Here is a 13956-nt window from a genome sequence, read left to right as displayed (position 1 = left end):
TGGAAGGGCTATGCTTAAGGTCGGTCTCTTTTACCTAAAAAATGGTGTTTGACTTATTTGCCATTATACGCTGGCACAATTCATTCTTCAATAAATTACCACGGAGTAATTTTTGTATTTCATGCCCTTTTTTCTATGAAACTTGTTATGATTAGCTAGTTTTCAAGTTTAATAAAAAGGGGAAATTGCACTGATAAAGAATACATTAAGGTTTGCTTTCTTTATTGTTTTGTGTTCCACTATACTGCTCGTTCATTCAGCGACGACTAAGGCTGCTTCTATTAATTATTTACCGTTTGAAAATGCGGAGTTAGGTCGAAATAGTAATGCGTATTTATCGATATATGGAACTCCTTCTATTGAATTAAAGGAAGCATTTGTGGATGAAATTGCTGGTTATGCGAAGGCGGCAAACGAGAAATGGGGAATTCCTACAAGCGCGATCATTGGAATGGCCATTATCGAAAGTGGCTATGGAACAACAAGAATAGCCATCCATGCAAATAATATTTTCGGAATTAAAGCATGGGGGTATAATCCACCTAATGCATGGCAATTAAAAGGACAACCAAATGAGGATTACGAGGCGGTTCCAGTTTTGGCTAACTATGGAACGGATCGCGTTATTTATGACGAAACTCAAAGAAGAGATAACTGGTACCGTAAGTTCTCCTCTCATCAAGAGGCCGTGAATTACTTGGCAGGCAGCTTGCTATTGAATTACCGTTATGGTTTTGCCCGTGATCAGTATAGGGATCGAATCAATAGCGGCTGGAGTAACGAAGATGCTTCAAAACAATTTTTATATGACATTGCAGAGGCAGGCTACAACCACTTAGGCGGCGACTATTATCGAAATAAAATAGCCAAGGTGATGGCAGAATGGAATTTGTATCAATACGATGAGAAAGGGTTTGTGGATACGGCCGGACATTGGGCTAAAGAGGAAATTTCTTTTTTAGCTTCAAAGGGTTGGGTAAGTGGCTACCAGGATGGAACATTTAGGCCAAATGTAGAATTAACAAGAGCGCAAGCGGCGAAGTTGATCAGCAACTTTTTAGAATTAACGCCAACAGGGGAAAGCGTTCAATTTAGTGATGTCTCTGACAGTTTTTGGGGGAAGGATTATATCACTTTAGTGGCGCAGCACGGTGTAATGAACGGCATAGGATCTGGTGAATTTTCTCCAGAAACTTATATGACAAGAGCACAAATTGCACAAATGTTTTTCAATGCTGGATTTTATCAGCAAGTTGCAACAACAAAAACTAGCCAATTCAATGATATTAGTACAAACTATTGGGCATTAACAGCAATAGAAACGATGAAACAAGAAGGAATCATGGCGGGATATCCAAATGGTCAATTTGGTCCAGCCGATCCTATAACCAGAGCACAAATGGCAGTGGTTATGTATCGAATCTATCAAAAATGATTTGTGCCAGGCACGCCCCGAATAATATTGTTTCATAGAATGTTTCACGTGATTATTATCATCAAAGTGAATTTTGAAGTAGACCTAATGTCGTTCTAGGTCTACTTTTCTTTTTGATTTTTGCGGATAAAATGGGAAGTTTTGTGCGAAGTTTTAAGCCATTATGTGCGCTGAGAATAGAACGATTTGCTTCATTAAACTGAATAAATTTCTCTTTCACTCCTCTTTTAGTTGCAAATATTCCTGTTAATATCTTAACTGGTTCATCTGTATCAACAAATTAATTAGTTACCTATTCTGCCCTTAGTCCTTTCATATGAGGGGATTCCCGATTTAACACGGACAAATCTACAAAACGAAAACAGTCGAATACAATTTATCATGGAACCTCACATATCTACGGAGTGTCACTTCAAAGCTCAGTAAATAGTAAGGAAGTTAAGGAGAGGGAAATCTATTGAATGGAGAAACATGCAGAATGATCCCCAATTATGTGTATCATGACCCGATAAATTCACGAAGTTCACTGACCCCGATTCATGGACCTATTGATCCGGAAGCGGTGATATGCGCTTCGGGGACACCGATTGAGTGTAAATTTTATCAGCTTAAGAGGAGGCGGGGGTTTGTAGGAGAGCCAATTATACCTGAGTCTTCTACTCCAGATCGAGTTGGTCGTTATAGGCATTATCGAGATAATAATAGGCATGTATGGTCTATTTATTGGCATCCTGATACAGGTGCCAATGAGGTTCATGGCGCTATTCGTGATAAGTGGGCAAGTCTTGGATGGGAACGTTTTGGCTACCCGACCTCTGATGAAATATATATAGATGTACGTGGACGGGTACAGCATTTCATAGCAGTACATTTACCTCGTAAACCTAGATCATCTATCTTATGGACACCCCAAACAGGTGCGCATGCGGTATATGGAGACATACTTTCTAAGTATGAAAGTACAGGTGCGTGGCACGATGGTCCTCTTGGTTATCCAATTAGGGATGAAGAAAATCGACCTGAAGGAGGGAGAATCCAACGGTTCGAACATGGTGCAATCATTTGGATTCCAGGGATAGGTGCATATGTTGAAGGTCTTGAACATCCAATTTTCCCACCCGGTCCTGCCACTCCACCTCCAAGTCCAGTTACTCCACCTCCGCCTAGTCAACCAAAGATTAATGTATCAAATCGGAGTGGCAAGTTGGTAGTCACGGGTTTATATTTTAATCCTGATGCTTCAATTAGTATCCGTGCCATAGTGGGAGCTCCTGGAAATGAATTTAGGTATAGTGCTTATTCTATTAGAGACGGCAGTTTTTCACATGAAATTGATGTATCGGGTTTACCACCGGGTATAATTGTTTGGGTATCAGCAACCGACGGAAGAAGAAGTTCTAGCGACCTAACTGGATTTCTCTGGAGTAATACTGTTCCGATAAGCCTTTAAATGATTTGTGCCAGGCACTCCCCGAATAATATTGTTTCACAAATCGTTCCACGTGATGATGTAACGAATGAAAGTAAAAAGAAAAGGATTGTTCCTCGTGGAATACAGGGAACAATCCTTTTCTTTTTGTCTAGTAATCAACTTTTAGCATGAGCTGCTGCTTCGAGGAGCAGGTTAACGATGTGGACAGCTCTTACTTTGTTTGATAATCTTTCGCGGTCAACTCCTAGCTTCATTTGCAGTAAGCAGCCGGGATTGGCTGCTACAATGGTGGTCGCTTGTGTCGCTTTTGTATGTTCCACTTTATTATCGAGAATTTCCATCGACATTTCTGTTTCAATCACATTATAGATGCCGGCAGAGCCACAGCATGTATTTGCTCCTTACATTTCGCGAAAATCGATGTTTCATTTCTCTATCACTGTGACACCCCGAATAATATTCATTTAAACCAAGAAGGAGCTAAAATGGTCAAGCAGCCCGAACATTACCCGTGGAGCAGCTATCATTTGTACAAAAATTCGTATGCCAACCAGCCGGAGGGGCAGGGTAGGAGCAGAAAGGATTGTCAGGAGGATGAATTAGTAGAATGGCACTCCGTGAAACATAATGTGAAACGAGATTATTCGGTGAGTGCCTGGCACTTTTTTAAAGATATCCCGAAAAGTCCCTAAAAATATTTTAGTAAGGTAGTAAAAGTAGATTCAAGAATAATATAGTAAAGAATATAAGTGGCAACTGTATAAATCACAATATACATTAACCCAATATAAGTTCGGTCAATTTTTGTTTTTATTCCATTTGAAGTCTGGAAAAGGACTACTAATGGTGCCACTATCGTAATCATGCTGATGGTGAAGGAAAATAAAATAATTGCGGATGTATAGGATCTCATACCTACAAGCAACCAGGTTAATAAAGACATGATAATCACAGGTAGTAAAACAGAACCGTACATGGACGCCACCCATTTTAATGAACGGGGACGCATGAATAGTTGAATTAGGCCGTATATGATCAGGATAATTACACCGGTTATGACAATGGTAATCCCCCAAGCTCTTGAAAACACTGGCATAAAATAACTGGTTTGTAATACATCACTTAAGTAATCTGAGTAAAAAACAATAAAATGTTTGATACCGGTATATATGACTAATCCAATAATTAAAGTAACGAACAGCCAAGTTACAATTCCATTAAGTAAAGAAAATGTGTTGTTTTGAAAGGACTTGGTAGGATTTTTTAAATGGGAGAAAAAGTAATTAAAATATTGTGCAGATGCTGCCTGTGCTTTATTAATGCTTCCGTCTATCTCTACATTTGGTTGTACTGAAACAGTAGTCTCTGTAACTGGAAAATCATTTTCAACATCATCAGTTAATTTGTTGGATAGTATGAATGAATTTCCACATTTAACGCAGAATTTCCCGGAATCCTGTGAATGTCCACAATTACTACAATGCAACTGAACTCCTCCTTACATCATACTTTTATTCGTATCATTAATGTGGATCTCTTTAATTTCATACTTTCCTGGTGACACTTCAATAAGGACATATTCTTTACTACGGTTATATTTTGTTATTTGTCCTAAATGATTTTCAAATGTAAATACTTCATTGACAAATAAATGGACACCGTCATCATCGACCTCGCCACTAGTTACCTCATTGGTAATAAACCGGTACCAATAATAGGAGTCTTTACTCTCATAAACAAAATCATAAAGCTCATTGTATGCAGTACCTGATCCATATAGATAGTATTCAATATGGCTAAAATCCTTATAATTAAGTGCGTTTTCATAAGCATCACGGAAGTCGCTGTATACATAGGAGGCTTTTTTGACTTTTTCCTGATTTTCCACAGACTTTTGGGTTTGAACCAATGCAGCCTCGGCCTCTTCCTGCTCCTTTTTTCTTTTTTCCTCTTCTGCTTTTACCAATTCCTGAAATACGAAGGTAACTGTTTCTCCGCGATTGGCTTGAATGACATCTGATTTCTCTATTTGGTCATCTGCCATTTTTCTGACGCCATAAACCTCAGTTATATCACTAAATACAGGCTTAAGGGTGCCAATTTCTTTTCCTGTTTTGCCGGTAGATTTTCCGTTAATAAAAACAGTACTGTCTGTTGGATCTTCAGCGAAAACGATTGAATAATTCACTGTTTTTAGTTCTATCGCATTGTTATCACCAAATTCATTGTCTTTCACTTTCATTTTCACTTCTGATTCAAAATATTCATTTTTCCCCTTCAAATGCATTTCATATTCCGCGGGTAGGATATTTTTAATAGTCAAGGGCTTTCCGTTCAAAGGATAAGTTTGGTTAGCGATCGTCAGTTCTGAGTTAGATAAATCAGTATCAATTCGTAATGTAGATGGTATTGGTTCGATGATTATTTTTGAATAGAAGAAGAGGAAGGATTCATTTTTAACTCTGAATAATTCATTGCCATCTTGATTAGTAACAACCTCAGTAAGTCCTGTTTTCTTTACCTGTTCGACTGCATTTTGCAAATCATTGTGGAGTCCTTGGGGATTATCTGCTTTTAGATAGGATGCAAAGGATGATTTATCATAAATGAGACCTTTGGAAATACTCAATTCTTCTAATAAATCTGCTCCATTTTCATCTACAATTGCATTAAATATTTTTTGCAAATGTCTGTCACTATCTATCAAATGACTAATCATTAAATGAGCTCCTATGATTAGTAATGCTATTGCACCAACAATACTGTAAATGACTTTCCGTTTAAAAGAAACAGGGACCTTGGTTCTTGTCTCAATATAAGTCACTTCAGTATTTGAAGGTATAGCGTTCTCCTCTGTAACTGGGGATCCACAAGCAGGACAGAATTCTATTGATTCCTCAAGCTTTTCACCACAATTTTTACAAAAGGCTATTTCCATTTCCCATTTCTCCTTTTGGATATAAGGGAAAGGCTCCCCCATTTTTTTTCCTCATGCAATCATATACGGAGTTGGGGGATATTATTACTAAAAATCGAGCAGTGCCTGTCACTCGCCGATTTTTCATCCTTTATATTTTTCTAGCATCAAAGGAATATTGGAACCCATTAAATAAAAAAAACCTTTAAAAAATATTAAAGAAAAAATTGAAATCCATTAAATCGAACTAATCGTCAATAGTTTATTTTTTTGCAACACTCGCAAATATAATTGATAAAATACCCCAAAAATATAACCTCTATCTGTACGTTTTTAACATCATTCATATCTTTTAAGGGATAAAATTCCATGATTCAGACAAATTAAAATAGGGTTGAATCATTATTGTTGATCTTAGTTGTTATGTAACAAATGGAAGGAGGAGGGTATTATATTTAATTTATTAAATAAATGGCTAAGTCATCCAGTATACTTTCGATACGGTTTTTTTGCCATTTTACTCTTTAGTGTCATTTTTTATAATCGCCTCCTTCTTCAGAATGACAGTTATTTTTATGTGTTTTATATTATCTCCGTTATATTTTTAGGTATCGGTTACTACAATAAACCATGGATTTTAATCGTATTTACTGAAATCGTGGTAGTTTGTAGGTGTTTATTTATACCGGATTCAGGTTCTTTATCCATTGTAAATACCATTTTTATTCATTCGTTAACCTATCTTTTAATCACATTTATTTCGGCTGGGTTAATGAAGTATGTTCAAATAGTCAAAGAGGGTCAGTTAGAATTAACAAAAGCGCTCGCTAATGCATTAGATTCCAGAGATCCTTATACAGCCCATCATTCTGAAAATGTTGCAAAATATTCTTTAGAAATAGCAAAAAAAATGAAGCTTACTAAAGATTCATGTTCAATCATCCACATTGGAGGATTACTACACGATATTGGAAAAATTGGTATCCCTGAGCATATCCTGAACAAGCCGGGGAAGTTAACCGATGAAGAATTTGATATTATAAAAACCCATCCTACTATTGGTTATGACATCATAAAACACGTTACAAATTTTAAGCAAAAGGGGATATTAGATATCGTTTTATATCATCATGAACGATACGATGGAAAGGGTTATCCAAAAGGATTAAAAGGCGAAGAAATTCCATTATTTGCTCGAATCGTTGCAGTAGCTGATACCTTTGACGCCATGTATTCGCAACGTGTGTATCGAGATCATCTTGATCAAGAATTTATATTAAACGAGATACATAAAAACAAAGGGACACAATTTGATCCACAGATAGTTGATATATTTCTTAGTTTGTTTGATGGAACTCGAGGGCCGTAGAAGAAAATATTCTCATGTGGGAATAAAACTATTCATAAGAAGATTTTGGGAAGGGGACTTAAACAAGTTCCTTTTTGTTTTGTCCAAACTTTTTGATCACCACATTTCAAGTCTTAAATTATCCCATCTTTTTTCCAACAAAACACATTCGCCAAAAGTAAAAAAGACAATCCCTTATGAAATGGGAACATTCCTGTTCATTATTCATCTGGATCGATTTCAACTTTATTATTTCCAATTTTTTGGGGTAGGAGTTCTTTTGTTATCAAGTTACAATTCATTTCAGTGCTACAAACTATTACAAACAACTTGATAACCAAAGGAGAGGGTTTCTTGAAAAAACAACTATTCGTGGTGGCTGCTTCTGTTGGAATTTTATTTACGTCTTATTCTGCCCAAGCATCTGCACATGAATTGAATTACAAAGTCCAATCGGGTGATACACTTTGGAAAATCGCTTCAACCAATAATATTTCAGTTCAAGAGCTATTGAATTGGAATAACCTCACTTCAAATACAATCCATGTTGGTCAAGAACTTTCATTGATTACTCCACATTCACACATTACCTATGACTCTTACAGAGTCAAGTCAGGTGATAGCCTTTCTCTCATTGCAAAGAATTACAGCATAACGATTTCTGAATTAAAATCTATTAATCACTTAACTTCTGACGTTATCAAAATTGGACAAGTATTGAATGTGCCGAATAGCGGTTCAACAGATTCAACAGGACCAATACCGGTAGCGCCTCAGGAAAATGGAACTTATATGGTTGTATCAGGTGATAGTCTGTCCTTAATCGCTAAAAAATATGGCACAACGGTGACATCCTTAAAATTTTTAAATGGTCTTACTTCAGATACGGTTAAAATCGGTCAGATGCTGAAGGTATCAGGTAGCCCTGTTGAGTCTCCTGTTGAGCAGTCCCCTGTTGTCGATCAGAATGTTAAAACCTATACAGTGAAGTCAGGTGATTCCTTATCTCTAATCGCCAAAACTTATGGATTAACAGTTACACAATTGAAGTCTTACAACAACTTGGCAAGTGACACCATTTATGTTGGACAAGTGTTGAAATTTACATCCGAAGATACATCGGTTCCCACTCCTGAAGCAGCAAAAACACTAAATGCAGATGCGTTAATCGCTGAAGCAAAGAAATACATGGGTGTTCCGTATGTATGGGGGGGAAACACACCTTCCGGCTTTGATTGCTCTGGTTTCTTAAACTACGTATACAATAAACAAGGTGTATCGATCTCTCGTACCGTTGAAACTATTTGGAACGTAGGGACGCCTGTTTCTACGCCACAAAAGGGTGACATTGTCTTTTTTACAACCTATAAAGAAGGACCATCTCATGCTGGGATCTATATCGGCGACAATAAATTTATTCATGCTGGAACTTCTACGGGGGTCACCATTACAGATATGAATAATTCTTATTGGAAAGCTCGTTATTTAGGGGCAAAGAAAGTGGATTAAATGGGGCAGTGCCTGTCACTCCCCGATTTTTCTTGTTTCACAAATAGTTTCACGGGTTAATCAGGAGAAGAAATAGGGAACCATTTATTTTTTATTTTTTCCAACAAAAAACATCTGTTTACTTAGAATAATTCCGTGAATTTATCACCGCAAACCTAATCATAAAATTACTCAACTTACTGGAGGAATCATATATATGGCAACTTTCCCATTCTTATTGAAAATTACTGGCGCAACAGTTTTAACTGGGGCAATTACTTTAGGTGCTTTAACTACTTGGAATGGAAAGGATACTGTTGATCATGCCATTTCAACAATCCAAGAGCAAGCTAGTGATTTGGGTTTATACGAAATGAATGAAACTCGATTAGTTAACAAAATAAATGAATTAAAAATTTTACGAGATAATTTAAAAGGTGAAGTTAGCGCGCTTACTGCTGCTGGTCTCGAAGACGATCAAACGATTGCTTCTTTACAAGGCAATATTGAAGATTTAAATGGGCAAATTGATACATTAGAAACAGAGGTAGCAACAGCAAATACTAACGGTGAAACACTCGCTAAAAGAATTGATGACCTAGAAGCGCAATTAACTGCAGCAAATGCTGATATTGAAAGACTTCAATCTGAATTAGAGGCTAACACAAGTACTGATGCTCCGTTAACAGAAGCTGAAATGACAACAATTTTAGAAACACAACCAGAAACAGTTCAATAATATATATTCATCGGGGCAGTGCCTGTCACTCCCCGATTTTTCTCGTTTCACAAATAGTTCCACGGGTAACTTTTCCTTTTCTGTAACAAAATCTTTAAGAAGCAGGAAGGAAAATAGAATAGATGATCGAAAATAGAATAATAAATCTCCGTGTTTTACACCTAATGCTGGGCCTCTAGATCTTCCTTCTTGCCGCATTTTTTTCCTTCAGTAGTAATGGAATATAATAATCCTTATCCATAAATTACTCAATAATAGAATAGGTGATTTATATGCTGTAATTGTTTTAAGTATCTGTTTAAAGGGACGGGGCTTCCGGTGCAGAGGGCATTTGTTGTTCGACATATTGAGTCCAGAAGGGCAAGTACAGTAGTTTTTTTCCCTAAACCTAGTCTTTTGGAAGCCATGCTATTAGGAATAATTAGTCAACCAAACAACAAGTGATTGCGAGGGAATAGTAAATGCCACGTAAGAAAAGAATTTGGGTATTCAATCATTACTATCATATCGTTAGCCGCGGAAATAGGAGGGACCCACTTTTTCTCTATACAGAGGATTTTGAAGCATTCCTCCACATTTTACACCAGCTACATGAAAAGATCCCCTTCGAATTAGCCTCCTATTGCTTCATGACCAACCACTACCATCTTCAATTGCGTTCAAAAGAAGTCCCGATTTCAAAAGTGATGGGCCTAATCAATAAACGTTATTCCAACTACTATAATACAAAGTACTGCTTAACCGGTCATGTTTTCGAAAAACGCTACTTTGATAAAGTTATCGTGGACAAGGAAGGAATGCTCGAGGTAAGCCGATATATTCACGAGAATCCAGTCAAGGCCAAAATGGTTATGCTGCCTGAACATTACCCGTGGAGCAGCTATCATTTGTACAAAAATCCGTATGCCACCCCGCCGGAGTTTGTGAATTTGAACAGTATTTTGGATTATTATGAAGGGTCAGAGGAGGAGAAGCGGAGGAAGTATTGTCAAGAGGATGAATCACGTCGTTAGTAGAAAGGGACTCCGTGAAACAAATTGTGAAACGAGATTTTTCGGGGGGTGCCTGGCACTCATTTGCTATTTTGACGAACACACGTTCTGTACTATAGAATATGCTTATGGTAATAATAGTTTTGATTACCACCACTTGGAAATTGAGTAAGCATTGTAAAAACATTAGAACTAAGGAGCTGTTAAATGATGTCAATTAATTTAAACCCGTATTTGATTTTTGATGGTAACACGAGGGAAGCAGTCCATTTTTACGAGAAAGCGCTTGGCGGGAAAGTAATGGGTATCATGACGTTCGGAGATATGCCGGCGGACCCGAATTATCCATTGCCGGAAAACATGAAGGATCGCGTGATGCATGCACACTTGAAAGTAGGAGAAGCAGATCTCATGTTTAGCGATACCTACGAAGGCATGCCTTATCAGCCAGGCAATTCAATCCAAATGGCCATCCATCCTAAAGAAGAGGCTAGAGCTAGAGAAATCTTTGCTGCTTTGGAAGATGGTGGACAAGTCATTATGCCCCTTCAGAAAACAGATTGGAGCCCCTTGTACGGGCAAGTAAAGGACAAGTTCGGCGTTACTTTCCAAGTGAACGTCCCAGGAGAGTAACCGCCATCATCGGGTGAGTGCCTGTCACTCCCCGAATAATCTTGTTTCACAAAATGTTCCATGAAATTATTATTGATAAGCATAAGTTGATAAATTGAAAGGAGAGCAGTTGAATGAATAAACTGCTCTCCTTTGTTGTATAAACCTACTTTCGACTATATTTTATTCATAGTACAGTTTTTCGAATAGATGACCTATTATTTTGTATTTTAGTATTCGGATTAGGGAAAAGAAGGAATGCTAGAGGTAAGTGGCTATGTTCATTTAAACCCAGTAGAGCCAAAACAATCAAGTTGCCCGAACATTATCAGTGGAGCAGCTATCATATGAACAAAAATCCGTATGCCACCCCGCCGGAGTTTGTGAATTTGAACAGTATTCTGGATTATTATGAAGGGGCAGAGGAGGAAGTATTGTTAGAAAGATGAATCACGTTAGTACATCAGCACTCCGTGAAACAAAAATGTGAAACGAGAAAATTCGGGGAGTGCCTGGCACTATTTTAAAGGAGAGAAAGCAGCAAATGATTACTAAACCTATGATTCGTACACTTATGATTGAAACACCAAATGTTCCAGGAAATCTAGGAAAAGTTGCAACAGCGATTGGTCTTGTAGGGGGCGACATCGGTGAAGTGAAAACCGTAAAAGTGGGTCCAACCTATACCATGCGTGATATTACGGTACAAGTAGACACAGAAGAACAGTTAAATGATGTGATTACAGCTGTTGAAGGGTTAGAAGCGGGCATTAAGCTTCATACGGTTTCAGACGAGGTTCTCTCGGCACATGAAGGTGGGAAGATTGCCATGAAGAGTAAGATGCCAATCAGGTCTCTAGCAGAACTGCGACGTGTGTATACACCAGGCGTTGCTGATGTATGTAGCCTTATTCAAAGAGAACCAGATAAAGCTGAAATCTATACAACGATTAGTAACACTGTAGCGATTGTAACCGATGGAACAGCCATTCTTGGACTTGGAAATATTGGTCCTGTTGCAGGGATGCCTGTTATGGAAGGGAAGGCTGCGCTTTTTGACCAGCTGGCAGGAATTAGTGCTGTGCCAATCTTACTTGATACAGCAGATCCAGAAGAAATTATTCGTACCGTGAAACATATCGCACCTGGATTTGGGGGAATTCTTCTTGAAGATATTGGTTCACCCCATTGCTTTGAAGTGGAGGACCGTTTAAAAGAAGAATTAAACATCCCTATTATGCATGATGATCAACATGGTACCGCAGTTGTTACACTTGCAGCAGTTCTTTCCGCTTGCAAGAGCGCAGGCATTGACTTGAAAGAAGCAAAAATAGGACAAATTGGCCTTGGCGCTGCTGGCATTGCGATTTGTCGTATGTTTATGGCCTATGGTGTTCAAGCTGTTTATGGAACGGACAAGTCAGAAATGGCCATGAATCGTTTAAAAGAATATGGTGGACAAATTTCATTAAACATTGAAGAGCTAATGGAGAAGGTTGATATTGTGATTGCCACAACAGGGGTTCCTGGTCTTATTAAAAAAGAGTTTGTCAAAGAAGGACAAGTCATTCTAGCTTTATCCAACCCTAGACCAGAAATTGAGCCTGAGGCGGCATTAGAAGCTGGTGCTGCCTATGCTGCAGATGGACGCTCTATTAACAACGTTCTTGGGTTCCCAGGGATTTTTAGAGGAGCTCTTAATGCTAAAAGTAAAGTAGTGAACCACGAGATGCTTGTCGCTGCAGCTGAAGCCATTGCTTCCTGTACAAAACATGGAGATCTCGTACCAGATCCACTAGAACCGGAGGTACATGAGAAAGTGGCGGAGGAAGTAGAACGTGTGGCACGTGCCTGTCACTCCCCGAATAATCTTGTTTCACAAAATGTTTAGTGGCGAGCCAGGGGGACGGGTCCCGCGGTTTAGATTATTTAAGCCATGGAACCCGTCCCTATGGCATACCTTTAATCAAAAATAATTATCCTAAACTAAGGGTGTCAAAATTTAAGAGCTGTAAATATGCATTTTTCTTCTGTTACTCTCATTATGTAAATTTTTTATATTTATTGTAATAATTGGAACTTTTAATAGGAATATATGCTAGGATTGTTTTAAAGAGTAGAAAAATCCTAGGGGGAGAGAAAAGATGCATAGTAAAACGGTGAAAGGTTTTGTCTTAGGGTTTTCAACTGCACTCATCATCGGTGGTGCAACACTTACTGTAAGTGCAGCGAATGGATCATTTAAGGATGTTGTAGCCGGGGCATGGTACGAAAATGCAGTTCATTGGGCGCAAGAAAAAGGGATTGTGAAGGGATATCCAGATGGTACATTCAAACCAAACGATACTATTACACGTGCTGAATTAACAAAGGTTGTGCAAAACTTAGCTAGTGAAGGGTATATAGATGCAGATATTCCTTTAGAGGCTGTAAATGGTTATGGGGAACCTACTATCACTCACGAAAAGTTTTTGGCCATCAAGGTGGGGGAAACGACACGGGAAGAACTGGAGAAATTGTTTGGACAGGAATTAAAATTGAAGCATCTTGATGCACCAGAAGGTGATTATTATGAACTATCAAATCCAGACGGTTCAATCAATTTGAGATTAGATCAAGATCAAGCAGTTATACAGAAAAGTTATTCGTTTGGGCACGAAATATATATAAATAGATATCCTCAAGTAACAGATGAGAACTTTAATAAATTAGAAGACAATATGAGTTTTGAGTTAGTTTCTGCTATCCTCGGAGGAGAAGGTGTACTTACATTTGAGTTTTTGAATGATCAAAAGGAAATTCAACAAAATTATGTATGGTACGGAACAGATGGTTCTTATATTTTTATGTCTTTCAAACAGGATGGAGATGGATTATCTATCATTCCTGGGACGATGAAAAGGAATGACTTTTAATGTGCCTGGTGTAATAGATAATATTGTCGAAAGGTTTTCCTTTCGGAAGAACAAAAATACCCCAGTTTACTTCATGTA

At 38.0% G+C, this 13956-nt stretch carries 11 protein-coding genes and 1 pseudogene; 9 read left to right on the top strand and 3 right to left on the bottom strand.

Features of this window, described 5'->3' with window-relative positions:
- Positions 1-229 precede the first annotated feature (229 nt).
- Together ACHUFV_RS27160 and ACHUFV_RS27155 are read left to right on the top strand one after the other, a co-directional pair.
- Positions 230-1435 carry an S-layer homology domain-containing protein gene (locus tag ACHUFV_RS27160; protein WP_394239571.1) on the top strand — a complete coding sequence of 402 codons (1206 nt, stop codon included), beginning with the start codon at positions 230-232 and terminating at the stop codon, positions 1433-1435.
- 457 nt (positions 1436-1892) lie between these two features.
- Positions 1893-2885, top strand: coding sequence for an LGFP repeat-containing protein (locus ACHUFV_RS27155; RefSeq protein WP_394239570.1), 993 nt, complete (start codon positions 1893-1895; stop codon positions 2883-2885).
- Positions 2886-3022: 137 nt separating this feature from the next.
- Here ACHUFV_RS27155 and ACHUFV_RS27150 read toward each other — a convergent pair.
- From ACHUFV_RS27150 to ACHUFV_RS27140, 3 genes and pseudogenes are all read right to left on the bottom strand, one after another.
- Positions 3023-3265, bottom strand: a pseudogene (locus ACHUFV_RS27150) (heterodisulfide reductase-related iron-sulfur binding cluster); the annotation flags it as partial.
- Between the two features lie 290 nt (positions 3266-3555).
- Positions 3556-4353, bottom strand: coding sequence for a hypothetical protein (locus ACHUFV_RS27145; protein WP_394239569.1), 798 nt, complete (start codon positions 4351-4353; stop codon positions 3556-3558).
- Between the two features lie 12 nt (positions 4354-4365).
- Positions 4366-5805, bottom strand: a complete 1440-nt coding sequence (locus ACHUFV_RS27140) for a TcaA NTF2-like domain-containing protein (protein WP_394239568.1) — start codon at positions 5803-5805, stop codon at positions 4366-4368.
- A gap of 556 nt (positions 5806-6361) precedes the next feature.
- Here ACHUFV_RS27140 and ACHUFV_RS27135 point away from each other — a divergent pair.
- From ACHUFV_RS27135 to ACHUFV_RS27105, 7 genes are all read left to right on the top strand, one after another.
- Positions 6362-7153, top strand: coding sequence for an HD-GYP domain-containing protein (locus ACHUFV_RS27135; RefSeq protein WP_394239567.1), 792 nt, complete (start codon positions 6362-6364; stop codon positions 7151-7153).
- Positions 7154-7486: 333 nt separating this feature from the next.
- The gene (locus ACHUFV_RS27130; RefSeq protein ID WP_394239566.1) at positions 7487-8641 is read left to right on the top strand and encodes a C40 family peptidase; all 1155 of its coding nucleotides are present in this window, start codon (positions 7487-7489) and stop codon (positions 8639-8641) included.
- 196 nt (positions 8642-8837) lie between these two features.
- On the top strand, positions 8838-9359 hold the full coding sequence (locus ACHUFV_RS27125) for a FlxA-like family protein (RefSeq protein ID WP_394239565.1): 522 nt from the start codon (positions 8838-8840) through the stop codon (positions 9357-9359).
- Positions 9360-9820: 461 nt separating this feature from the next.
- Positions 9821-10372 (top strand): transposase, encoded by a 552-nt coding sequence (locus tag ACHUFV_RS27120; protein ID WP_394239564.1) that lies wholly within the window; start codon positions 9821-9823, stop codon positions 10370-10372.
- A gap of 189 nt (positions 10373-10561) precedes the next feature.
- Positions 10562-10984 carry a VOC family protein gene (locus ACHUFV_RS27115; RefSeq protein WP_394239563.1) on the top strand — a complete coding sequence of 141 codons (423 nt, stop codon included), beginning with the start codon at positions 10562-10564 and terminating at the stop codon, positions 10982-10984.
- A gap of 523 nt (positions 10985-11507) precedes the next feature.
- Positions 11508-12854: an NAD-dependent malic enzyme gene (locus tag ACHUFV_RS27110; RefSeq protein ID WP_394239562.1), complete on the top strand. Its 1347-nt coding sequence runs from the start codon at positions 11508-11510 to the stop codon at positions 12852-12854.
- A gap of 253 nt (positions 12855-13107) precedes the next feature.
- Positions 13108-13878: an S-layer homology domain-containing protein gene (locus tag ACHUFV_RS27105; RefSeq protein ID WP_394239561.1), complete on the top strand. Its 771-nt coding sequence runs from the start codon at positions 13108-13110 to the stop codon at positions 13876-13878.
- Positions 13879-13956: the final 78 nt, after the last annotated feature.

This window comes from Niallia oryzisoli, from assembly GCF_043641075.1.
Taxonomy (GTDB): Bacteria; Bacillota; Bacilli; order Bacillales; family Cytobacillaceae; genus Bacillus_BD; species Bacillus_BD oryzisoli_A.
This window is presented reverse-complemented; position numbering and strand designations above follow the sequence as displayed.

Excerpts from the sequence above, each read along its gene's own strand:
- ACHUFV_RS27140 (WP_394239568.1), bottom strand. The coding sequence starts at position 5,805 with ATGGAAATAGCCTTTTGTAAAAATTGTGGTGAAAAGCTTGAGGAATCA.
- ACHUFV_RS27125 (WP_394239565.1), top strand. The coding sequence starts at position 8,838 with ATGGCAACTTTCCCATTCTTATTGAAAATTACTGGCGCAACAGTTTTA.
- ACHUFV_RS27120 (WP_394239564.1), top strand. The coding sequence starts at position 9,821 with ATGCCACGTAAGAAAAGAATTTGGGTATTCAATCATTACTATCATATC.
- ACHUFV_RS27115 (WP_394239563.1), top strand. The coding sequence starts at position 10,562 with ATGTCAATTAATTTAAACCCGTATTTGATTTTTGATGGTAACACGAGG.
- ACHUFV_RS27110 (WP_394239562.1), top strand. The coding sequence starts at position 11,508 with ATGATTACTAAACCTATGATTCGTACACTTATGATTGAAACACCAAAT.
- ACHUFV_RS27105 (WP_394239561.1), top strand. The coding sequence starts at position 13,108 with ATGCATAGTAAAACGGTGAAAGGTTTTGTCTTAGGGTTTTCAACTGCA.